Raw genomic sequence first — 23,992 nt, 5'->3', positions numbered from 1 at the left:
AGATCATTCACCTTCAATTGCCAAACGGACTGCTGCTTGAGCATGGATAGAAGTGGTATCGAGTAGTGTAACATCGGTGTGACTTTGGTTTACAAGTAAGGCAATTTCAGTACACCCGAGAATCACAGCTTCAGCTCCGTGCTCTTTTAGTTTTTCAATAATTTGCAAGTATATCGTCCTTGACTCCTCTTTGATTTCACCTTGGCATAACTCTTTATAAATAATGTTATGTACTTTAGAGCGGTCGTCTTGATCGGGAATGACGACATCAAGCCCATAACGGTCGGAAAGCCTTCCTTTATAAAAGTCTTGCTCCATTGTGAATTGAGTACCAAGGAGTCCGACCTTTTGAACCCCTTTCTCACGAAGTAACTCAGCAGTCGCGTCTGCGATATGTAGTATGGGGATATTAATACTGGCTTCAATTTGAGGCGCAACTTTGTGCATTGTGTTAGTACAAATAAGAATGAAGTCAGCGCCCCCTTTTTCTATTAAAGATGCAGCATCAGATAGAATGCTTGCCGTTTCTTCCCATTTACCTTGATGTTGAAGTTTCTCTATCTCCGAAAAATTCACGCTATACATACAAATTTTTGCGGAATTTAGGCCGCCTAACGCCTCTTTGACTCCTTCGTTGATCAATTTGTAATAACTAAGCGTCGACTCCCAGCTCATACCACCTAGAAGACCGATAGTTTTCATATAACTCTCCAATCGTTATACACCACCGTGCCAGGGGTGTTTTTACAAAAAAAATCAGCCACTTAAATAAGCAGCATTCAAGCGTCTTCACTATTGAGCATTGGGTAACACGAAAATAAAATCATTCCCACAAGGACCGCTACGCGATTCTCATATATCCTCGCAATATCGTTACTGCATTTCCAGAAAGCTTAACGTGCTCAGTGCTTAACAACTCTGTATGGACGACCCCACTTCTCTTGGAGGCTTGGAAGCCTTTCAGTTGCTTTTTGTTGAGCTCTTTAGCCCAGTAAACACATAAAGCGCAATGTGCAGAGCCTGTAACTGGGTCCTCATTAACACCTACCCAAGGCGCGAAGTATCGAGAGACAAAATCGGCGTCAGTGCTTGATTGAGCAGTGATGACGACGCCACGGCCTTTTTGTTTAAGCAGCGCACCAAAATCAGGGTCGAGCTGTTCAAGCACAAATTCATCATTAATGACGACCAACTGCTTATTATCAAACTGACCGTAGGCGACTACATTGGCGGCATCTAGCCCCAAACCATGAAGTAAGTCTTTGTTAATACTAGCTCGCATATCTAAAGTTGGAGCAGGAAACACCAAATGAATTTCTTCATGATCGAGTTGTGCAGTTAAAACCCCAGATAGCGTAACGAACTCAATCGTATCTCCAGTATTATATAACCCCTGCTCTTTCAGAACGTGCGCCGTTGCAAGTGTGCCGTGTCCACACAAAGCAACTTCCGTCCTCGGTGTAAACCAACGAAGTTGCATTGTACTGAGTGACAGAAATGCCGTTTCAGATAACGACATCTCGGCCGCGATGGCCAACATCGTTTCCTCATCAAGGCTTGACTCTGTGATACAAACACCCGCGGGATTACCTTTGAAAACCTCTGATGTAAACGAGTCAACCTGAAAAATTTTAACTTCCACGAAATATCCTTAAGTTCTATCAAACACGTAATTCTGTATCACGTGATTTTTAATATCTGTTGTTTGAGCGAAAAAACCTATGAAATTTTCTACCAACCTTATAGGTCTTGTTGGAAGCGCTAACAAACAGGAGAATGTAGTTAATTATGCAAAACGTAAAAAGCCATCATCAATGTGACTCAATTGGATATCTTATCGGAGTTTTCGGCGTTTCTTTAGTTCTAATATGGATTGGTATTTATAAATTCACACCTACAGAGGCCAAGCTTATACAACCGCTCGTTGAAAATCATTTTCTGATGAGTTGGTTGTATGATGTGATGTCAGTTCAAGCCGTATCAAACATCATTGGCGCAACAGAAATCATTGTCGCTATTGGATTAATCGTTGGCCTTAAAAACACACGAGTCGCTTATTTTTCTGGCATAGCCGCCGCAATTATTTTTCTTGCGACACTCAGCTTTCTAATTACGACACCGAATACATGGAAAGTGTCTGATGGGGTTTTGGTGACAAACTTCTTTTTAGTAAAAGATATTCTATTTTTAGCTATTGCGATTAGCGTCATCGAACGAAACAAGCCAAACAGAGAATAACTCTAAATAGTTCGAAATCTTGTTTTTCTAGAACGTAGCCTGAAAGGTGCAAACGACTTACAAGTCGAATGGTTCTGTCAATAACTCTAAACAAAGGCTCTTAAATTTAGAGTGTTTAAGAGTCTTTGCCTCTTAATTATGCGAAACAACATCCTAGCGTAAAGTGAAAAGAAAAGCCTTTCACTCTACTGCTAAGGTTTATTGATACTTTGCCGAAGTAATGAACTCACCGAATGTCTCGCACCATACAACAACCGTATTGTATTCAGAAATTGAAGTGCTTTGAGGAACCTCAACAACGAAGTTATCGAACGTTTTGACATCACCAATTAAGCTCATCTCAGATTTAAGGTCATTAAACTCTTGTTCCGTTTCGACAAACTTAGGAGATAGATAGAGTTTATAGTCTGGTCCGGGAGCGAGTTTTCCTACCAACGTAATGACTTCAGAACTCAAATGAATTTCTCCCTCTCCCCAATGAAAAGCGTCGCTACCTTTGAGTTCCCTCTTAAACACTGCGCTGTATTCTGCACCTTGCTTGCTCTTAGCAACTTGTTCATCGGTCGGCGCAGGTGGTGCAATAAGGATCGGTAAAGTATAGATACCTATCGCAATGCCAATAGAAACTGCCACTAAGTGACTGATTGTTAATTTAATTATATTTTTCAAGGTCATAAGCATCTTCTTATTAGTTTTACTACTTGAAATTAGATTCAAATCGGCCTTATCTGTCTATTATCGAGCAGCATAATGTCATTAACATTATACACAAGCTATGCGCACTAAATGCAGACTGAGCGCAATTAAAAACGGCTGATAATTAATATCAGCCGTTTGCTTATCGGAAATGTCGTTGTGCCGGTTTGCTCACTATTCCGCTTCCACCAAAGCGATCTTATCGGATGTCGATTTTTCCAATTTTATCGCAATAAACTTAGAGGTTGGCGTAAACGTTCTATCCCCATAACTGTCCAAAGGAACTAATGGGTTTGTTTCTGGATAGTAAGCCGCCGCCTGACCTGCTGGTACATCATAGGCAACAAGCGTAAATCCGCTCACACGGCGCTCAACGCCATCTTCCCACAATGACACCATGTCCACTTTGTCGCCCGGTTCAAAACCGAGTTTACGAATATCCGCTTCATTGATAAACAGCACTTCGCGCATACCAAATACTCCACGATAACGGTCATTCAAGCCGTAAAGTGTCGTATTGTATTGGTCGTGTGAGCGCATGGTTTGCAAGATCAAATCTGGCTTTTGGCCTTTTTCGAGTATCGCTTCGCTGATCAACTGCTTCGGCAACTCGCTAGAGCTGAACTGTGCTTTGCCGCTTGGTGTATTCCATCGACGCTCGGCAGCTGGGTTTACCAAGTGGAATCCACCCGGGTGTTTAAGCTTATGGTTAAAGTCGGTAAAGCCCGGAATGGTGTCGGCAATCAAATCGCGAATACGGTCGTAATCTTCAATCGCCCACAACCAATCAATTGGTTTTGCCCCGAGTGTCGCATTGGCAATACCGGCAATAATCGCTGGTTCTGAACGCAAATGCTCCGAACGCGGTTTTAGCTGACCAAATGAGATATGCACCATGCTGAAAGTATCTTCAACCGTCACGCCTTGTGGGCCAGTTGCTTGCTGATCAATCTCGGTACGGCCTAAGCACGGAAGAATAAGCGCATCTTTACCTGTGACAAGGTGAGAACGATTTAACTTCGTCGAAATGTGTACGGTTAAATTACAGTTTCGCATCGCGTTGTGCGTACGTTCTGTGTCTGGCGTTGCTTGTGCAAAGTTACCGCCCAAACCGATAAATACTTTCGCTTGCCCTTCTTCCATCGCTTTAATGGCTTGCACAGTGTTGTGGCCTTCACCGCGCGGGACGGCAAAGTTAAATCGACTTTCAATGCGAGCCAACAACAGATCTGAAGGTTTTTCATCAATGCCCATCGTACGGTCGCCCTGAACGTTACTGTGACCACGCACTGGTGAAAGACCCGCGCCCGGCTTACCAACGTTACCTCGTAACATTTGCACGTTTGCGACTTCTTTAATGGTTGGTACAGAGTGACGATGCTGAGTCAACCCCATCGCCCAACACATGATCACACGTTCTGCACGTCGATACATGCTCGCCACCATCTCTATTTCACTTAAATCAAGACCCGATTGTTCCGCGATGTGTTCCCAAGAGGTTGCGTCCACTTCAGCCAAATACTCATCAATACCTATCGTGTGTTGCTTGATGAATTCACGGTCAAATACCGCTTTGCCACCGTTTCGCAATGCCTCGCGTTCCCATTGCAACAAGAATTTCGCGATGCCACGAAACACTGCCATGTCTCCGCCTAAAGCAGGACGTAGGTACGCCGTGTTGGTAGGTTCTGAGCCGTTACTCAACATCTCAATCGGCATTTGTGGGTTTTGGAAACGCTCTAACCCACGCTCTTTCAGCGGGTTTAGACAGATAACCTGAGCACCACGTTTTACCGCTTCGCGCAGAGGTTCAAGCATTCGTGGGTGATTCGTGCCCGGGTTTTGACCAATCACAAAAATCGCGTCGGCTTCTTCAAAATCATCAAAGATCACTGTGCCTTTACCAACGCCAATGGTGTCTTTCATCCCTATTGCACTGGCTTCGTGACACATGTTGGAACAATCTGGAAAGTTATTGGTACCGAATGCGCGCACAAATAGCTGATACAAAAACGCCGCTTCGTTGCTTGCACGACCAGAGGTATAAAACTCAGCTTGGTGTGGTGAATCCAATTGATTGAGATGTTTCGCGACAAGTGCAAAAGCCTCATCCCAAGAGACTGGCACGTAGTGATCGGATTCAGCATCGTATCGCATTGGGTGCGTGATACGGCCTTGGTATTCCAACCAGTAATCGGTTTGCGTTGAGAGAGAAGAAACGCTGTGATTGGCAAAAAACTCAGGATCAACCAGACGATTGGTCGCCTCCCAGTTTACTGCTTTCGCGCCATTCTCACAGAAATTGACTTTACCGCTATCTGGCGACTCACCCCATGCACATCCCGGACAGTCGAAACCGCCATTTTGGTTGGTTTTGAGCATAGTGCGAATGTTTTTAACTGCATTTTCACTGCCCCACCAACTTCTGGTTACGGCTTTCAGTGCACCCCAACCACCAGCTGGACCTTTGTATGCTTTTATTTGTTCTTTTTGGCTCACGACTTTACTCCTCGCAGATATACCAGCAAGCAGGGTGCCCGTGAAAACAAGCGCGTTATTTATTGAGATAATGCGGAAGTATTGAAGGGCTTAGTTTCTAATCCATGTATTTTTTAATCCAAATAAGTAACCACTCAACACGCTCTCGCTTGTCCGAGCGTTTACTTATCTAGATTCTTGATATCGGATACCCGCCTACTGTTTCTAAGACTGGTAGATTCAATTCGCATTGCTGCGTCTTGATCTAAATCAAAGATTAAGTCGATATTCAATATGCGTCCAATTGATAATCCTGACCGAGTGATAAACAAAATCTATGACGAATTTTTCCACTGACGGTCATCACATTTTTAATCAATACAATTTATGAGGTTAATCATTTTCCCATTCGATTCCACCTAGTTCGCTTAACGAACTCAATAAAATCGGCACCCTTGATAATAGATAATATCTATCACACTATAGATACTTTAAATTTGACCCTAATTAATATCAGGAATAGCTTTGATTCAGATCAATTTTGAGTGTGGTTTTATTCTTGACTTGGTTTTGGTTTTCCATTCCCCAGTTAAAACGCTCCAGCGCTTAAAAAGTACGGTAGTGCTGTGCCCTTTTTAGGGAGTTCCCCCCGTACATGTGACTCACAACGCAAGGTTAACAAGCCATTATGGATATCAAACAACTTAAATATCTCATCGCACTTGAACAGACCAAACACTTTGGTCAAGCCGCCGCATTGTGCCACATTACGCAGCCTACCTTGTCCATGAGAATCCGAAGCTTAGAGGAAGAACTCGATCTCGAATTAATCCAAAGAAGTCAACGATTTGAAGGATTTACTGAAGCCGGAGAACGCATTTTGGCTTGGGCAAAAACCGTCTTAGCAGCTCATGATGGATTGCAAGCCGAGGCTGCTAACTGCCGTGGTCAGTTGGTCGGCTCTCTTCGGCTTGGAATGGTGCCACTCGCCAGCCAAAACCCGATGGAATTGCTCAAACCATTAGCTCACCAGTTCCCTGAGTTACGCTTTCAAATACTCTCCATGACGACCGAACAGATCATAGACCAACTCAATCGCAATCAACTAGATTTGGGGATGTGTTATGTCGATCAAGTCAACACCGCTTACTTCGATGTTATCGAGCTCGACTCGACCAAACTTGGCGTTTTATTCGATGAGCGTCATTTCGATTTTGCCGAATCTGAAGTGTTGTGGGAGTCACTCAATAACATTCCGCTAGGGCTGCTTTCGAAGGGCATGCACTATCGCCACTCAATTGATCTTAGCTTTGTGAGTAAAGGGCTGGTTCCGCAAACCGTCATTGAAAGTAACTCCACCTTTCACTTGATCCAAGCAGTAACCAGTGGCCTTTGTTGCGCCATTATGCCTCTGAATTGTGGATTGGAAGAGTTGAACGATACGCTTCGCATTATCCCTATCGAAGAAGCCGCTGTTCACGCCCCACTAGGTTTGTTAAAGCGAAAACAAGAACCCTTCTCCGCGCTAACCGATCAGTGCTTCGCAGAAGCAAAAAACATATTCAATCGATAACAACAACCCACACGTCAATTTTTGGCATACATAACGGCTTATGAGGTGATTTCATGAGATGTACTACTCAATCTTATTTTGAACTGTCCGATTTCAATCAAGCACCACCTCAACCAAGTGCGTTCAATTACCGAGAATTGATTGATGGCCGCCCAGTGCAACAAATGTCGCTGGCGAGTGAATCCGCCTTAGCTATCAGCTACAACGGCATTAGCCAAGCGGTCATGATGGTGACGCCAGGCCATCTGGAAGACTTCGTAAAAGGATTTAGCCTAAGCACAGGCATCGTCCACCATTTCAAAGAGATCAAAGACATTGAAATTGGCGGCGATCACGAATCTCACTATGCGGAAGTGGAAATCAGCAACCGCGCTTTCTGGGCGTTAAAAACACAACGCCGAAATCTTGCTGGCACAACCGGATGCGGCATTTGTGGCGTCGAGGCTCTGGAACAAGCTTTGCCTGATTTGGCGCCGCTGACACCGTCTCTTCCTCCGCGCTCCGGTGTATTCGAAGGGCTGCGAGACAAAGTCGCACTGCATCAAGAAGCCGCACGTGAATCTGGCGCGTTACACGCCGCCTTATTTGCAGATTTACAAGGCAACATCAAGTTGTGCCGAGAGGACATCGGCCGCCACAACGCGCTAGATAAGTTGATTGGCGCATTGGCCAACAATCACATCGAGCCTCAAAGTGGCTTCGCAATCATGACAAGCCGTTGCAGCTTAGAGTTGATCCACAAAGCCGTTCGCGCGCGTATCCCCACTCTGGTTTGCTTATCTGCACCTACAGCGTTAACTGTCGAATGGGCAAGAAGAAACCATTTGAACCTAATTCACTTGCCAAAACACGGCTCGCCGCGTCTATACAGCCCCGCGCCTTAACACGTCAACCTAGCCGAATTCCTAATATTTCTAACAGAGACCTCTGGGTCTCTGTTGTTTGCTTCTCGTTCCCAATTGATACTTAGCGACAAGACACTATTCTCTCCAACCAAACGTGCTCACCCCTTGTCAGCACTAAGCTGCGTATATTAACCTGCTTGCATTTTAACGCTTTCCAATCCGATAAGAACCCTGTCAAAAACCCATAAATTAGTAAGGATTTTGTGTGACTCTTTTCACGCTTTTCCGCCTTCCTAGGCATTTCTAGGAATTTTTCCTAGCCGATCTAGGCAACCATCTCATGTGCCTCACAAAACCACTCTCTAGAATTCCGCTCAGTCAAAGGTAACAAGAGCGCATAACGGTCTCCGTTGTGTTTCTAAAACAATTACAAGAGAGTTCATCATGTTAAAATTCCTCGAACAGGTGCGGAAGCCGACCCTCGATCTTCCTGTCGAAGTTAGAAGAAAGATGTGGTTTAAACCGTTCATCCAATCTTACTTGGTCGTATTTATCGGCTACCTAACCATGTACTTGATTCGTAAGAACTTCAATGTCGCGCAAAACGACATGATCTCAACTTACGGTTTGAGCATGACAGACCTAGGTCTTATTGGCCTTGGCTTCTCCATCACATACGGCATCGGTAAAACCGTTGTCTCTTACTACGCTGACGGTAAGAACACCAAGCAATTCCTCCCTTTTATGCTGATCCTTTCTGGTCTTGCAATGCTTGGTTTCAGCTTCAGCATGGGCGGCGGTAGTGCAAGCCTGTTCTTGATGGTGGCTTTCTACGCTCTGAGTGGTTTCTTCCAAAGTACTGGTGGCCCTTCTAGTTACTCAACCATTACAAAATGGACACCTCGTAACAAACGCGGCTCTTACCTAGGCTTGTGGAACATGTCGCACAACGTTGGTGGTGCGGGCGCAGCGGGTGTTGCTCTTTTCGGTGCCAACTACCTATTCGACGGCCACGTAATCGGCATGTTCGTGTTCCCTTCTATCATCGCGATCATCGTTGGTTTTATCGGTATGCGCTTTGGTAGCGACTCTCCAGAAGCTTACGGTCTAGGTAAAGTAGAAGAACTTTTCGATGAAGCAGTGAGTGAAGAAGACACCGCCGCTGAAGAAAACCAGATGACCAAAAAAGAAATCTTTGTTGAATACGTTCTTAAAAACAAAGTTATCTGGCTACTTTGCTTTGCCAACATCTTCCTTTACATCGTTCGTATCGGTATCGACCAATGGTCAACGGTATACGCGTACCAAGAACTTGGTCTGTCAAAAGAAACGGCAATCTCTGGCTTTACTCTATTCGAAGTCGGTGCGCTTGTGGGTACTTTGATGTGGGGTTACTTATCTGACTTAGCAAACGGTCGCCGCGCATTGGTTGCTTGTGTGTCTCTTGGTTTGATCATCGTATCGCTTGAGTTCTACCAACACGCCACTAGCGAGTTCATGTACTTAGCCTCTCTATTTGTATTGGGCTTCTTGGTGTTTGGTCCGCAACTTCTTATCGGTGTTGCCGCGGTTGGTTTTGTCCCTAAAAAAGCAATCAGTGTGGCTGACGGCGTAAAAGGTACATTCGCTTACCTAATCGGTGACAGCTTCGCGAAACTTGGTCTCGGTATGATTGCAGACGGTACACCTATCTTCGGCTTAACAGGTTGGAAAGGTACCTTCGCAGCTCTAGATACCTCCGCCATGATTTGTATTGTTTTGCTTGCTTTCGTCGCTATCGCGGAAGAGAAGAAGATTCGACACGCGAAGAAGCTTCAACTTGCACAAAACCAAGCCTAACTTCTCTGCGCGCTTTACTTCGGTAAAGCGCGCAAGATCATTAAAATGAGTTGATCAATTCAGTATCATTAAAGGTTTTTCTATTGGCTCCTGTTGGAGCTTATTGTTGTTAGTCGTCTGCTCTATTTGGTTGTAATAATGATTCATGTTGCTCTAGTTGATGATCACGTCATCGTGCGTTCAGGTTTCGCACAATTATTAAATTTAGAAAGTGATATTACCGTTGTCGGTGAATTCGGCTCTGTCGCCGAAGCGCGCAAAGGCTTGCCTGCGGTACACCCTCATGTCGTCATCCTAGATATCTCCATGCCAGATGAAAGCGGCTTAAACTTTCTTAGCGAAATACCAACTGGCATTGCCTGCGTGATGCTTAGCGTGCATGACTCCCCTGCGATGGTGGAAAAATCACTAAAGCTAGGTGCAAAAGGCTATCTTAGTAAACGCTGTAGCCCAGACGAACTTATTCAAGCCGTGAGAACCAGTGCTTCTGGCGGCTGTTACCTCACATCAGATATTGCACTTAAACTTGCAACGCCTAGCGACAACACCACCTCTCTATGCCAACTGACAAAACGTGAAAACGAGGTATGTCAGCTACTTGCGACCGGGTTGGATGTAAAGTCTGTCGCGGCAGAGCTTGGCTTGAGCCACAAGACCGTGCATGTGCATCGTGCAAATGCCATCGACAAACTCGGCGTGAAAAACAACGTTGAGCTCGCCAAACTATTTTCTCAAGAGTCCTTTTAATGCGAGCTTACGCTGTTACCACCATTTGCGGACTATTTGTTATGGCTTGCGCCTGGTTCTGCTTATGGGTGATTGCCTATTACTTTGTCAATGATCCCGAACTGGCGATCTTATTGTTTCCTTTCGCTTTAAGATTAGGTGTCGCCCTACACACTCGCACCGCTTATTGGCCGACGATTTACCTTTCGGAGTGGGGACTTTCCATCGCACTTGCAATGTTACTGGGTCAACCGCAGTGGCTTACCGTGCTGATTGCGAGCATTGCCAGTATCCCGGTCACTCTGATTGCGAAAAAATACTACTACGGAGACCAAAACCGCCATTTAGCCGTGATGAGCGCAGTCATTATCATTAGCGCGTTTATTAATGTGATGGCCGTTGGTTTTCACGTTCCTTCGGTTTACATGGTATGGCTGGCTAGCATTTCTGGAGGCTTGCTCGTGGTGCCTATGTGCTACTTGTTATGGAGTTATTTGTTCCAAAGTCGTTGGTCTCCGCTTAGCTCTCTCCTACTAAGTAATGCCGTTGTATTTCAGGTGCGTCATATCGTGCTTTATGCGCTACTTTTGATCGGCAGTATTTTGGTGCAAACCAGTTTGCCTGAAGAGCTAAAACGATTTGCGCCATTTTGTATGGCGATTCCAATCATCGTGCTTGCTCTGCGTTACGGCTGGCAAGGAGCCCTGCTCGCCACCATGCTCAACAGCATTGCGCTGATTGCGGCTCGCAGCGGCGTATCAAATCTAGAAATCACCGATTTGTTATTATCTCTCTCGGCGCAAACCATCACCGGCATTATGCTCGGCTTAGGGGTTCAGAAACAAAAAGACCTCAATCACAAACTGCGCGGCGAACTTGCACGCAATCAGAATTTGTCTCGCCAGCTTATCAAAGCGGAAGAATCGGTAAGACGCGATATTGCGCGCGAGCTACATGACGAAATCGGCCAGAACATCACGGCAATCCGCACACAAGCCAACATCATTAAGCGGGTAAATAACGCAGAAACACGCGTTGGTTGCGCCGACATGATTGAAGGGCTTTCCCTCAACGTGTACGACACTACTAAGCGACTGTTAAGCAAGCTAAGACCCAAAATGCTGGATGATTTGGACTTGAAAGAATCCGTCGAGCAACTGACGCGAGAGATGGAATTCGCCAATCACGGAACGACTGTTCAACTGAACTGGCAAGGCGATTACACAAGCCTGAGTGACACACTCAAAGTAACCCTATTCCGTTTATGCCAAGAGTCATTAAATAACGCTGCCAAGTACGCAGAAGCGCAGTTGATCAATATTGAACTGACAATTGGAGAAACGGCGGTGTCATTGATGATTCACGATGATGGTGTCGGTTTCAAAGTTCAGGACAGTATGAAAGGCATGGGCGTTCGCGGCATGCAAGAGCGTGTGCACGCGTTAGGTGGAAAAATGGTTATCTACTCCACCAGCGATCAAGTGATCGGCACACAAATCAGCATTACTTTACCTAAGGTGTAACTCAAGATGTTTGGATTTTTACGTTCACCTAAATTTACCCAACCGAGTCTAAGCAACGAGCAAATCGACCAGCGTTACCGCCATTGGCGTTTGCACATTATGTTGGGGATGTACATCGGCTACGCAGGTTTCTACTTTACCCGTAAGACCTTTAACTACGCCGCACCAGCGATGATTACCGATCTTGGCTTAGATAAAGGCGATTTGGGTCTTATCGGTACGCTTTTCTACATCACCTACGGCTGCTCGAAGTTTATTTCTGGCACGATTTCGGATCGCTCTAATCCTCGTTATTTCATGGGACTAGGATTGATTGCGACAGGTCTGGTCAACATCGCGTTCGGCTTTTCTAGCTCACTCGCGGCTTTCATTACTCTGTGGATCTTAAACGCGTGGTTCCAAGGCTGGGGCTGGCCTTCATGCTCGAAGCTGTTAACCACTTGGTATTCACGTTCCGAGCGTGGCTTCTTATGGGCGATTTGGAACACCGCACACAACGTTGGTGGCGCGCTGATCCCTATTTTGGTGGGCTATATAACGTTGCACTACAGCTGGCGTGAAGGTTTTATTCTACCCGGCATCATCGGGGTATTACTCGGTCTATTCGTTTGTTGGCGATTGCGCGACAAACCCACAACAATGGGTTTACCAAGTGTCGGCCAATGGCGCAACGACGCACTAGAACTTGCGCAAGAAAATTACGGACGTGGCCTCACCTACCGAGAAATTCTGAAATCGTACGTATTTAACAACAAATACATCTGGCTACTCGCGTTCAGTTATGTGTTGGTTTACATCGTCCGAACCGCAATCAACGACTGGGGAAACCTGTATTTAACCGAGCAGCATCACTATAGCCTGATTAACGCCAACGCTGCTCTGTCGATGTTTGAAATCGGCGGTTTTGTTGGTTCATTAGTTGCGGGTTGGGGTTCAGACAAACTCTTTGGCGGTAACCGCGGACCAATGAACTTGCTGTTCGCGATTGGGATTTTTTTATCTGTCTCTGCGCTTTGGCTGATGCCCCTGACCAACTTTGCGTTCCAAGCCGCGGGATTGTTCTCCATCGGCTTCTTTGTCTTTGGACCACAAATGCTGATCGGTATGGCGGCGGCGGAGTGCTCTCACAAAGATTCTGCCGGCGCGGCAACAGGATTCGTGGGCTTGTTCGCCTACATGGGCGCAGCATTGTCTGGTTATCCACTGGCGTTAATTCTTGAAGAATATCATTGGACGGGTTTCTTCATCACCATTTCAGTTTGTGCAGCCGTCATTGGCCTTTTGTTACTGCCATTTTTGCAAGCGCAACCATCACGAAAACCACTCGAACCAAAACCTCGGTTGTAAATCGACTTATCGCCCTTCGGGCAAATTGGCGAGTGACCTAACCGCGCTCGCCCACCTTATTTAACGTATCTCTGCTCAATTTTTCTTCCGATTCAGTTCGGAGGGTTAACTATGGGAAAAATTCATGAATTTGAACACTATTTCATCGCATAGCTTCTTTCAAATGAACAACAAAATCCAAAACTACGCTTGGGGAAGCACCTCTTCTATTCACGATTTGTTTGGCTTTTCTAACGAAACGAATGAGCCTCAAGCAGAAGTATGGATGGGTACTCACCCAAACGGCTGCTCTGAAGTTCAGATTGAGCAAAACACGCTGCCTTTGTCTGAACTGATCAAACAAAACCAACCCGCTTACTTATCAGCAGAAACCGCAGCGAAATTTGGCGACCTGCCCTTTCTGTTTAAGATCTTAGCGGCCGAACATGCACTGTCGATTCAAGTTCACCCAAGCAAACAAGATGCCGAAATAGGCTTCGAAAAAGAACAAAGTGCCGGGATCCCACTAAACGCAAGCCATCGTAACTACAAGGATCCAAACCACAAACCTGAGTTGGTGTACGCGCTGACAAGTTACCAAGCCATGAACGGTTTTCGCTCGTATGCCGAGATTATTGAGGCATTTAGCCTTTGCGATATCGATGAGCTACGCGCGCCTCTTGACACATTCAAACGCGAAATCAACTCACAAGGTTTACGCGATTTCTTTGTGCACATTCTTACCATGGAAGGAGAAACAAAAGAGCGAGCACTGAAACAGCTTCTTGCCCACGCTTCACGTCAATCGGAGCAAGGCACTGACAGCGACGTTTTCCAGCTCATCTTGGATCTATCCACTCAATACCCTGGCGATGTCGGCTTGTTTGCGCCATTACTGTTGAATGTCATCACGCTGCAACCTGGCGAAGCGATGTTCCTGAGCGCAAGAACGCCACACGCTTACATTAAAGGTACGGGATTAGAGATCATGGCGAACTCAGATAACGTTTTGCGTGCAGGACTCACGCCGAAACACATGGATGTTGAAGAACTGGTTAAATGCACAGACTTTGTGCCTAAGCCGTTTAACAGCCTTGTTCTAGAACCCAATGCCGATGGTTGCCAAAGCCTTTATCCGGTCCCAGTGGCAGACTTTAGTTTCAGCATTCTTAACCAACCGAACAATGAAGTGGTTGATGCCAATAGCGCAGAGATTTTGATGGCGATTGATGCCGACCTGACACTCATCAGTGATAACGGTGAGACGTTAACCGCCGCGAAGGGACAATCTGTATTTGTTCCTGCTTACGTTGGCCATTACCGTATTCAAAGTGCGGGACGTGTGGCTCGCGCCTTCAACTAGTTTTTGAACAACCGATTCAAACTAACGTCTGACCCAAGGGACTGGGTTAGACAATTTATTCCTTTCATAGATTGAACCATTCCGCTCTTAAGGCACTCATGCTTACACCTTGTCGAATCCAAACACCTACAGGCCAGTTTCTCTAAGAGGCATAACCTCCCGGATCTGCCATTTACTGCAACATTCATTGTCAAAACCCATTTATGTCCGGTAAATTCGTCGCTCCAATATCAAATCACTTGGATAATAAAGGCGCTTGCACAGTGGTATTTGTTGCAAAACGTATAATCAACGTTGTAATCAAAGCCTCAATCACTACAATCTCTGGTTCGATTTTTCAGTTAACGTTTGTATGCCGAAGTTAAACCAAGATAACCCTGTTCAAAGCTCCGCCCTTTCCGATATCGAAACCAGCAGTAAGATTCAATCGGCATTAGAACCGAAGTTTCACAAGCCAGAGAAACGTCTCTGCTTAAGCCCTGGCCTGTCGGATAAGCATTTGGCGCGCCGTTGGCAAGTATTGGAACACGTGACCAATAAAGATCATCTCCTTGATCCTTTCACGCAGTCACATTGCGATGCTTACTCCAACAACATCGAGCACTTCATTGGTACTGTTAATGTGCCGGTCGGCATTGCAGGCCCTTTGCGCGTCAACGGCTTGTATGCGAACGATGACTTTTTGGTTCCGCTCGCAACGACAGAAGCCGCGTTAGTCGCTTCCTACAACCGTGGCGCAAATCTTATTACCGCCGCTGGTGGCGCGAGTGCATTGTTGCTGAGTGAAGGGGTGAGCCGAACGCCAGTGTTCGCCTTTAATAACCTTGCCGACGCTGGCCAGTTCGTCAGTTGGGTTGTGACCCAGTTTGACGCATTTCGTCAAATTGCGGACTCCACCACCTCACATGGCAAACTCAAAGACATCAATGTAAATATCGAAGGAAACCATGTTTATTTGGTCTTTGAATACGTGACTGGTGACGCTTCCGGACAAAACATGGTGACCATCGCAACAAACGAAGTGTTCCATCATATTTTGGCGACCAGCCCAATCAAACCAACTCAAGCATTCTTGGATGGCAACTTATCAGGCGACAAAAAACCAAACGCGCACACACTGCGCTCGGTACGCGGTAAGAAAGTATCCGCCGAAGTGACCATTCCTGCTGAGTTGGTGGAAAAATATCTGCATACGACGCCGGAGTCTATGGTTCAATTTGGCAAAATGACTACAGTGGGCGGTTTACTCAGCGGGACAATTGGCGTCAACGCGCATTACGCAAACGCGCTTGCCGCGCTGTACATTGCTTGTGGTCAAGATGCCGCTTGCGTTGCAGAGTCTGCCATTGGAATCACTCGTATGGATGTGGACGCTCAAGGCAACTTGTACGCGTGCGTGACCTTGCCAAACATCATGGTGGGGACGGTTGGTGGTGGTACTGGCCTTCCAACACAAAAAGCATGTTTGGATATTTTGGGTTTGCACGGCAACGGCAATGCGAAAGCGTTAGCCGAAGTCGCAGCTGCGCTTTGTCTGGCTGGCGAACTCTCGATCGTGGGCGCATTTTGTGCCGATCACTTTTCTCGTGCTCACCATAAGCTTGCCCGAAAATAACCTTTGTTGCTTTGTACAAGAGAACATCCGTGTGGTTTTCTCTTGTGCAAACCAATGGACTTTATTTATTGGCTCAATAATTTCTTGAAACTAACTTAAGCCTTAACAAACATACCAATCTCTTGTTAACAGTACTTTAGCTGTCCCCCTTCTATATCCATTGCGATATCTCTGCTTGTTACTCTTCATTGGCCATATTTAATATCAGTATCTTAGAAAAAATAGCATCAAAAACTTCTAGCACTATAGTACCAAATTCATCGTTTGAGTTTTTTGTTCACCACTTATAGCTACTATACTCGCCTATGCAGCTGCTTGATTTTCATAAATTTACTAAACAGCTCAAAAGAGCTTAATAACTCCCGTTAAATGGACTTAAATCGTTACTTCGGGTAAGCGAGTTAACTATGAGACGTCAGAAGCTAAATAAAATCTCTGCTTGGGTACTAGGATTGGCTATCTTATTGCTGAGCCATGTGCCTAATGTATCAGCACAAATACAGCAATCCCCATCCGATCAAACCGTTGCGCGTTTTCTCTATCAAACCTCTTTTGGACCAACTCCTGCGTTAATTAATGAGGTTAGGAAAAACGGGTTAGAGGACTGGATACAGAAACAAATCAACCTGCCAGCAACCTACCATCAACCACTTTATCAAACGCCTTTTTCTAAAGGCCTACAGTCAAACCGAGAAAATGCTTGGTATCAGATTGTTGTTACTGCTGAAGATCAGCTCAGACAGCGAACGGCTTATGCATTGAGTCAGATCGTAGTCGTTTCTCGTTATGGCGGCGTTCTTTCCAGCAAACCTACAGGGTTAGTGAATTACTACGATCTGTTGGTTGAGCATGCGTTTGGCAACTACCGAGACCTGTTGTATGACGTTTCCATCCATCCAGTCATGGGGAGCTATTTGTCTATGCTCGGTAGTGCAAAAGAAAATAGTGCGACAGGAACGCTTCCCGATGAGAACTTTGCTCGAGAGTTAATGCAGTTATTCACTATCGGTTTGTATGAACTCAATTTAGATGGCAGTAAAAAGCTAAACCACGCAACAGGCAAACCTATCCCCACGTACAATCAAACTGATATTCAAGAGCTCGCGCGAGCATTAACTGGATGGAAAAATTCCGACATCGCATTCGTGAAACCGATGCGAGTTATCAGTCAAAGACACGACACCGGCGAGAAGCGATTTCTAGGGAACGTGATCCCATCGGGTCTAACCGCACAAGAAGAGCTTTCAAAAGTGATTGATATGTTGATGTCTCACCCAAATGTTGCTCCATTTGTTTCAAAGTTACTTATCCAACGTTTGGTCAGTTCAAATCCAAGCCCAGAGTACGTCGCGCGTGTTGCTACGATATTTAACAACAATGGGGAAGGAGAAAAAGGCGATCTAACCGCCGTTGTTCGAGCCATATTGCTCGACCCTGAAGCATTAGGGATGACGGATACCCCGCCTATAAAAGTGAAAGAACCGATACTGGTCCTGACTAATTTTCATCGAGCATCAGGTTTTACGATTAAAGGATCACGTTACGAAGACGCAACAACGATGATGAACATCGCTAATCAAGGGCCGCTTCGTTCTCCTTCCGTGTTTAATTTTTACTCTCCAGACTATCAGCCGTCTAACGAGTTTACGGAGTCTGGTATTAACTCTCCAGAGTATGAACTTCTCAATTGGTCTGTTTATACCGATTTGGTCAACTATATGTTAACCAGCACTCGTAGAGGAGGTGGTGATTCCTACCACTTCGATCTTAACGAGTTTTATCTTCTTCTGGACGATCACCGTGCCTTAGTCGAATTGGTTAACGAGCGTTTCTTTGCTGGAACGGCTTCTGCTGAATTGAAAGAGCTCATGCTCACCGCCCTGAATGATTATCGTGGGGACTATGTGCCAACAACAAAACTCGCTCTAGTGATATTTACCGCCATTTCTGGCGACGAATTCTATATTCAGGATTAGGAGTGAATTATGGATATTTCACGACGACATTTTATACAAAGCACGCTATCGATGGGCGCACTAGCCTCTCTTAGTCTGCCAGGTTACTCTCTCGCAGCGCCATCCAATGACTTTCGAGCATTAATATGTGTGTATTTAGCAGGCGGAAACGATGCATTCAACACCGTACTACCATTATCGGAGACGCACTATCATCAATATTCCAAAGTCAGAGGGCCACTCTCTGTCGCCAAAGAAGACATACTCCCTATCAATTTGAGTGCTGTCGATAGCTCAAATCACCCAGTGAAGCTCGGCTTACACCCCAAGTTAAATGCGTTAACTTCCGTTTTCGAACAAGGCGATGCCAGCATCGTGCTCAATAGTGGCATTCTCAACCATCCCATCACCAAACAAGCTATTGAGCAAGGTGAAGCATCACTACCCGAGCAACTGTTTTCTCATAATTCTCAAACAGACGCTTGGTTACTTGGTGGAATGAGTGAGTCTAAAAATCTTGGTTGGGCTGGCAGAATGTTGGATGTATTAAACTCTGAATCAGAAATAACACCGCTATACAGTGTGCATGGCAACTCGCTTTGGTTACGGGCAATGGAACACCGCCAAACCGTCCTGAAAAAAGATCGCGCAGTTCAGCTTACCGCGATTGATAACCCGCTATACAAGGGGATCTATGATCGCCTTCTCTCTCATCAAACTGACAATCCATTTAATGGTCATTTTAATTTGATGGTTGATGAGTCGATGGTAATGAGCAGTGTACTGAGCGAGCAACTCAACCACATTGCTGACGAGCCGCTGTTTACGTCATCGACGCTCGGCAAGCAGATGCAAACCGTGTACAAATTGATAGCAAGCCAAGATGTCCTGAAGCAGCAACGACAAGTCTTTTTCGTTAAACACTCTGGGTATGACCTACACGATTCGCAACTGGCACGTCATCCAGTGTTACTTGAGGATCTCGCGACAAACCTTTTGGCAATGTATCGTGCGGTCGAACGGTTAGGGCTAAACAAGCAAGTCACCTCTTTCACTATGTCTGACTTCGGTCGACGGATGATGAGCAACGGAAATGGTACTGATCATGGCTGGGGTGGCCATCAACTATTAATTGGAGGCGCGGTAAATGGGAAACAACCTATCGGTACATGGCCGGAACTAATACTGGGCGGAAACGATGATTACTCTCAAGGCCGACTCATACCCAAAATTGCCGCTGATCAAGTTGGTTCAACACTAGCACAGTGGATGGGCGTGAGTGATAACGCTGCACTGGAATACGTCTTCCCGAACATCCGTAATTTTACTCATTCAAACCTGGGTTTTATGGCTTAAGATATTTTACAGGTTAGCTGTAGAACGCATCATCAAATAAGGGAGCCTCGCGCTCCCTTACTCATCTTATGTTTGTAGAGTGTCCGTTACACCTCATCGCGACGGCGTTCATTACACAGCTTAATGGCACGCTCAAGTAATTCTAACGCGGATTGCTCACATTCAGGCAGAACCGCATCACTTTCAGAAACTGGCGTTACGCGGTCACCCCATTTCAATACTGCCGCACCCCATGTCAAACCTGCACCAAACGCAGCAAGAAGCATATTATCACCTGGGTTAACTCGACCTTGCTCTACCGCTTCACACAATGCAATTGGCACGGTCGCAGCTGAAGTATTGCCATAGTTTTGAATGTTAACAAACGCTTTGTCGTGTGGAATTCCAGACAGGTCACACAAGGTTTGAATAATACGAATATTCGCTTGATGCGGAATCACAACATCGATTTGTTCCGTCGTTAACTGTGATGTTTTCAGTACGGTTTTCGCAGCTAGCCCCATGCCTTTTACTGCACGTTTGAAAATTTCTTGTCCTACAAAGTTGAAATCCCAGTAACCGTTGTCTTCCGCAAAGCGATCCATACAAGTACCAAACTTTGGTACGGACAGAATATCGCGGCCTTTTGCGTCACAACCGATTTGAGACTGTAGTAAACCCGTTTCTTTTTCCGTTCTTGATAACACAACGGCGCCCGCACCATCACCAAATAGAACAGCGGTATCTCGCATTGCCCAATCGATGTAGAAAGACAATCTTTCCGCACCAATAATGATCGCGTTACGATAGTTACCTGATTGAATCAAACGTGTGCCCGTTTCTAGGCCATAGACAAATCCCGTACATGCGGCATTTAAGTCAAAGGCAGCGGCTGCACGAATACCTAGGTTCTGCTGTACCTTAGACGCGATATTTGGAATCAATGAATCTGGTGAACAAGTCGCCACAATGATTAAATCCACGTCTGTTGCATCGACGCCTGCTCGAGCTAATGCATGTTTAGCAGCAACGGTCGCCATGTCTGACGTGTTTACATGACTAATACGGCGGTTTTCGATACCAGTGCGGGTACGAATCCACTCATCGGAAGTATCGAGGAAAGTGCTAAGATCATCGTTAGAGAGCACGGCTGGCGGAACACATTTCCCCCAACCTGTAATTTCAGCGTAGTAATTTGTCATCGCAGACCTATTTATTGTTGTATTTTAATAAAATTTCTTAGAACCTTAGGCTCAAATACAAACCTGCGCTGCGTTATTTCGGCAGGTTAAAAAATAAGTATACAAATAATGAGGCTGACTGGTAAGTCATGTTTTCATCAATACGTAATAAAGGAAGAAGTCATGTCATCGTTTAAAACTCGCTGCCCTTCGTGCGGCGGTCTAAATCGTATCCCTAATGAGCGCGTTGCCGAATCTGCAACTTGCGGTAAATGTAAAAGTGCACTTTTAGACGGCTCGCCTATCGAAGGTACACAAGATAACTTTTCTGCTCTATTACAAAGTGATATGCCTGTTGTAGTAGATTTTTGGGCCCCATGGTGCAACCCGTGCGTTGGTTTTGCTCCTGTTTTCTCTGATGTTGCTCATGAGCAAGCCGGAACGGCTCGTTTTGTTAAGATTGATACCGAAGCTCAACAACAACTTGCGACGCAATTTGGTATTCGCAGTATTCCTACCATTATGGTTTTCAAGAATGGTCAACGCGTTGATATGATCAATGGTGCGTTACCTAAAACTCAATTCGATCAATGGTTAAATCAAGCACTTACTAAATAATCTTCCACGCCAACCTTGTTTGTAGGTTGGCGTTTTTATGCAACTTATCAACCTATCTAGTTAACAAATATTATTTATCGAAACGACTTAAATTTATCATTTTACTTGCCTAACTATTAGCCTCATATTCGCGCCGAATAACCCTTAGATTTCATTTAACTTATAGGCGCAAAACAGTGGAAAACACAGTCGTTCCTGCAGCATCACCACGAGTTATAGTTCCAGTCGTCGCACTGTCTCTTTATGCGGTGGCTTCGGGCTATTTAATGAGCTTGATCCCTCTCATGCTCGGTGAATACAACATCTCAGCAGATTACGCGAGTTGGTTGGCGAGTGTGTTTTATGGCGGCTTATTAACTGGCGCGATTTTTATTGAACGTATCGTACGTCAAGTTGGTCACCGTAACGCGTTTATTGGTTGCTTGGCCGTATTTTCGCTAACTATCGTCACACTACCCGTGTTTGCTAACGGATTGATGTGGCTTGCCGCTCGCTTTATTGCGGGTATCGCGGTTGCTGGTGTTTTTGTCATTGTTGAGTCTTGGCTAATGTCTGGAGACGAAGCATCGCGTGCGAAACGTTTGAGCTTGTACATGCTATCGCTTTATGGTGGTTCAGCATTAGGCCAGTTTGGTATTGGCGTGCTTGGCGTAAGTGGCGGCGTTCCGTTTATTGCGATCACGACGTTGATCTTAATGGCGATGCTGGTGCTAATGTTCATTGAGTGTGAGCAGCCAAACAGCCATGAATCAACCGCTTTATCATTTAAGCAAATTGCCAAACTAAACCATGCAGCAATTATTGGTTGTGTTGTTTCAGGTTTGACCTTAGGCGCGATCTACGGATTAATGCCAGTTGAGTTAACTAACCGTAAAATTAGCCATCAAGACATTGGTACATTGATGGCGCTAGTGATTCTAGGTGGCATGCTAGTTCAACCAATGGTGACCGCGCTAAACAAATACATGAGCCGCACAGTGCTAATGGCGTTTTTCTGTATTTTGGGTATTTTTTCGATCGGTATGACCTTTATTTCCTCGTCAGCCGTGGTATTGGCTGCTGCATTATTCTTTTTAGGTGCAGCTACTTTTGCCTTGTACCCGATAGCCATCAACTTAGGTTGCGAAGGACTTGATGAACGCTTTATTGTCTCTGCGACACAAGTCATGCTGTTTAGCTACAGCATCGGCTCTGTTGCTGGCCCAGTTGTCGCTGATAAATTCATGGGCCAAGAACACGGCTTACTAGGCTACTTGTTTGCCGCTTTGGTTGCGACTGGCGTATACATGCTACTTGCTGCGAGCAAAACCAAGCAGCGTATGGCCGCTGGCCTCTAATCACGCCGCTTCTACTCAACGAACTCAACGAAAACGAGGGCATGCCGCCCTCGTTTTTTTATTCTTCGCATTTTTGTTTAGATAAACGCTTGTGACGGTTTGACGCGTTCGCTGCAGGCTTTTCCGGTACCATGCGCTTTTCATGAAGCAAATGACGAACCGCCAAGATGGGATGTTTCAGTAACATTCTGGGGCCAGAGTAACGCATGACCAAACGCATTTGTTCTTTCGGCTCTGGTTTGTAGCAGTGAATCGGACATTTATTACACGTCGGTTTATTCTCTCCATAAGGACAGCGGTCGAGGCGCACTTCTGCGTATTCAAGCAGCTCACGACATTCTGAGCATAAGTCACGTTTTGTTCCATGATGGTCATGACAGTAAACCTCTACCATGGCTTTTACTGTCTTAAATTCAGTGGCGAGTTTGCCAAGTAAAATATCGCTCATGCGCTATCCAAAAATCACAACATCATTGTGTAAAGTTCTAACGTGCGGCCATTATCATATTGCTGCTCAACTCGTTCAAACTCAAAGCCCAGTTTTTTGAGCAAACTTATACTACGAATATTGTCATTGTTGGTGATGGCAACCAAATTATCTAGTTTCATTTCCTCTCTAGCGTATTCCAGCACTGCGGTTGCAGACTCCGTTCCGTAGCCGAAGCCATAAGCGGAAGGTAAAAATCCATATCCGAGGTCATAGTGTTGTAATGTGTCACGTTTAACCAACCCACAAATCCCGATGGGTTGTCCATCTTCTTTCTTCTCTACAACGAGTAAACTCACGCCTCTAATTTTTTGCATGCGTAGCATGTTTTCTTTTATGTAACGCGCCGCTTCATATTCGGTACGAATTTGTTTGTCTCCGACAAAACGGTAGAAGTCTGGGTGGTTATAAAGTTCTAGTATAAATGGTGCATCATTTACACTCACAAGACGCAGTATCAAACGTTCGGTGTACAGTGTTTTCATTTGGGCTCCATTAAAACGCGATAGATGATTGGACATAGGAACGTACTTGAATTTTGCGACCGATACCGGCGCTTATTTAGTTGTAACTTGATAAAAAAGTAACTATCCTGCCTCGCTAAATTAAAGGACCACCACCATGAACCGCAAGAAGAAAATCAATCAGATCTTGAAAGCGAAGCAGAAGAAGCATAACGCTAAGCTACATAAGAGCAATAAGCCGCGTTATATCTCCAAAGCTGAACGCGCGAAAATGGAAGCTGAAGAACAAAACCAAGCTTCAGAACACACGGAAAACGTTGTAGACACAGCGCAGACAGATCAAGCCTAAAAGAAAAGCCGCTTCAAGCGGCTTTTTTGATATTCGGAGATAGT

Annotated in this window: 21 protein-coding genes; 14 read left to right on the top strand and 7 right to left on the bottom strand. The window is 45.4% G+C overall.

Annotated elements, in window-relative coordinates; translation table 11 throughout:
• Positions 1–3: 3 nt before the first annotated feature.
• Both R7P64_RS04525 and R7P64_RS04520 read right to left on the bottom strand, forming a co-directional pair.
• Complete coding sequence (locus R7P64_RS04525) at positions 4–702, bottom strand: aspartate/glutamate racemase family protein (protein WP_053349909.1); 699 nt, start codon at positions 700–702, stop codon at positions 4–6.
• A gap of 139 nt (positions 703–841) precedes the next feature.
• Entirely contained in the window at positions 842–1,642 is an 801-nt protein-coding gene (locus tag R7P64_RS04520) for a PhzF family phenazine biosynthesis protein (protein WP_031781164.1), read from the bottom strand.
• Between the two features lie 146 nt (positions 1,643–1,788).
• Here R7P64_RS04520 and R7P64_RS04515 point away from each other — a divergent pair, with 146 nt between their 5' ends.
• A complete protein-coding gene (locus R7P64_RS04515; protein ID WP_005376100.1) occupies positions 1,789–2,238 on the top strand; it encodes a YkgB family protein in 450 nt (149 codons plus the stop codon).
• A gap of 198 nt (positions 2,239–2,436) precedes the next feature.
• Here the strand turns inward: R7P64_RS04515 and R7P64_RS04510 are convergent, their stop codons facing one another.
• Positions 2,437–2,913 (bottom strand): DM13 domain-containing protein, encoded by a 477-nt coding sequence (locus tag R7P64_RS04510; RefSeq protein WP_005376099.1) that lies wholly within the window; start codon positions 2,911–2,913, stop codon positions 2,437–2,439.
• A 195-nt stretch (positions 2,914–3,108) separates the two neighbouring features.
• Complete coding sequence (locus R7P64_RS04505; protein ID WP_318118456.1) at positions 3,109–5,433, bottom strand: FdhF/YdeP family oxidoreductase; 2,325 nt, start codon at positions 5,431–5,433, stop codon at positions 3,109–3,111.
• A 667-nt stretch (positions 5,434–6,100) separates the two neighbouring features.
• Between R7P64_RS04505 and R7P64_RS04500 the strand changes: the two genes are divergently transcribed.
• The 10 genes from R7P64_RS04500 (at position 6,101) to R7P64_RS04455 (ending at position 19,533) form a co-directional block, all read left to right on the top strand.
• The gene (locus R7P64_RS04500) at positions 6,101–6,985 is read left to right on the top strand and encodes a LysR family transcriptional regulator (protein ID WP_005388011.1); all 885 of its coding nucleotides are present in this window, start codon (positions 6,101–6,103) and stop codon (positions 6,983–6,985) included.
• 53 nt (positions 6,986–7,038) lie between these two features.
• Positions 7,039–7,869, top strand: coding sequence for a formate dehydrogenase accessory sulfurtransferase FdhD (gene fdhD / locus R7P64_RS04495; RefSeq protein ID WP_213874092.1), 831 nt, complete (start codon positions 7,039–7,041; stop codon positions 7,867–7,869).
• A 405-nt stretch (positions 7,870–8,274) separates the two neighbouring features.
• The gene (gene uhpT, locus R7P64_RS04490) at positions 8,275–9,669 is read left to right on the top strand and encodes a hexose-6-phosphate:phosphate antiporter (protein WP_021707729.1); all 1,395 of its coding nucleotides are present in this window, start codon (positions 8,275–8,277) and stop codon (positions 9,667–9,669) included.
• Between the two features lie 138 nt (positions 9,670–9,807).
• Positions 9,808–10,416, top strand: coding sequence for a transcriptional regulator UhpA (uhpA, locus tag R7P64_RS04485; protein ID WP_005376090.1), 609 nt, complete (start codon positions 9,808–9,810; stop codon positions 10,414–10,416).
• Positions 10,416–11,918, top strand: a complete 1,503-nt coding sequence (uhpB, locus tag R7P64_RS04480) for a signal transduction histidine-protein kinase/phosphatase UhpB (RefSeq protein WP_138940303.1) — start codon at positions 10,416–10,418, stop codon at positions 11,916–11,918. Before uhpA ends, uhpB begins: the two co-directional genes overlap by 1 nt.
• 6 nt (positions 11,919–11,924) lie before the next feature.
• Entirely contained in the window at positions 11,925–13,265 is a 1,341-nt protein-coding gene (locus R7P64_RS04475; RefSeq protein WP_017634643.1) for an MFS transporter, read from the top strand.
• Between the two features lie 124 nt (positions 13,266–13,389).
• Positions 13,390–14,607 (top strand): mannose-6-phosphate isomerase, class I, encoded by a 1,218-nt coding sequence (gene manA, locus R7P64_RS04470; protein ID WP_005388002.1) that lies wholly within the window; start codon positions 13,390–13,392, stop codon positions 14,605–14,607.
• A gap of 352 nt (positions 14,608–14,959) precedes the next feature.
• Positions 14,960–16,222: a hydroxymethylglutaryl-CoA reductase gene (locus tag R7P64_RS04465; protein WP_182016097.1), complete on the top strand. Its 1,263-nt coding sequence runs from the start codon at positions 14,960–14,962 to the stop codon at positions 16,220–16,222.
• A gap of 407 nt (positions 16,223–16,629) precedes the next feature.
• Positions 16,630–18,198, top strand: a complete 1,569-nt coding sequence (locus R7P64_RS04460; RefSeq protein ID WP_182016098.1) for a DUF1800 domain-containing protein — start codon at positions 16,630–16,632, stop codon at positions 18,196–18,198.
• Between the two features lie 9 nt (positions 18,199–18,207).
• Positions 18,208–19,533 (top strand): DUF1501 domain-containing protein, encoded by a 1,326-nt coding sequence (locus R7P64_RS04455; protein WP_318123199.1) that lies wholly within the window; start codon positions 18,208–18,210, stop codon positions 19,531–19,533.
• 86 nt (positions 19,534–19,619) lie between these two features.
• Here R7P64_RS04455 and R7P64_RS04450 read toward each other — a convergent pair whose 3' ends face one another.
• Positions 19,620–20,714, bottom strand: a complete 1,095-nt coding sequence (locus R7P64_RS04450; protein WP_262651307.1) for a ketoacyl-ACP synthase III — start codon at positions 20,712–20,714, stop codon at positions 19,620–19,622.
• Between the two features lie 162 nt (positions 20,715–20,876).
• Between R7P64_RS04450 and trxC the strand changes: the two genes are divergently transcribed.
• Both trxC and R7P64_RS04440 read left to right on the top strand, forming a co-directional pair.
• Positions 20,877–21,311: a thioredoxin TrxC gene (gene trxC / locus R7P64_RS04445; RefSeq protein ID WP_065275331.1), complete on the top strand. Its 435-nt coding sequence runs from the start codon at positions 20,877–20,879 to the stop codon at positions 21,309–21,311.
• Positions 21,312–21,487: 176 nt separating this feature from the next.
• Positions 21,488–22,648 carry an MFS transporter gene (locus tag R7P64_RS04440; protein WP_318123197.1) on the top strand — a complete coding sequence of 387 codons (1,161 nt, stop codon included), beginning with the start codon at positions 21,488–21,490 and terminating at the stop codon, positions 22,646–22,648.
• A gap of 58 nt (positions 22,649–22,706) precedes the next feature.
• On the opposite strand, the gene R7P64_RS04435 is transcribed toward R7P64_RS04440, so the two are convergent.
• Both R7P64_RS04435 and R7P64_RS04430 read right to left on the bottom strand, forming a co-directional pair.
• Entirely contained in the window at positions 22,707–23,096 is a 390-nt protein-coding gene (locus tag R7P64_RS04435; protein WP_005387988.1) for a nitrous oxide-stimulated promoter family protein, read from the bottom strand.
• 14 nt (positions 23,097–23,110) lie between these two features.
• Positions 23,111–23,620, bottom strand: coding sequence for a GNAT family N-acetyltransferase (locus tag R7P64_RS04430; protein ID WP_047101056.1), 510 nt, complete (start codon positions 23,618–23,620; stop codon positions 23,111–23,113).
• A 136-nt stretch (positions 23,621–23,756) separates the two neighbouring features.
• Here R7P64_RS04430 and R7P64_RS04425 point away from each other — a divergent pair, with 136 nt between their 5' ends.
• Positions 23,757–23,948 carry a DUF2986 domain-containing protein gene (locus R7P64_RS04425; protein WP_005376066.1) on the top strand — a complete coding sequence of 64 codons (192 nt, stop codon included), beginning with the start codon at positions 23,757–23,759 and terminating at the stop codon, positions 23,946–23,948.
• Positions 23,949–23,992: the final 44 nt, after the last annotated feature.

The sequence above is a fragment of the Vibrio sp. 2304 genome (assembly GCF_033339475.1).
GTDB lineage: Bacteria > Pseudomonadota > Gammaproteobacteria > Enterobacterales > Vibrionaceae > Vibrio > Vibrio alginolyticus.
This window is presented reverse-complemented; position numbering and strand designations above follow the sequence as displayed.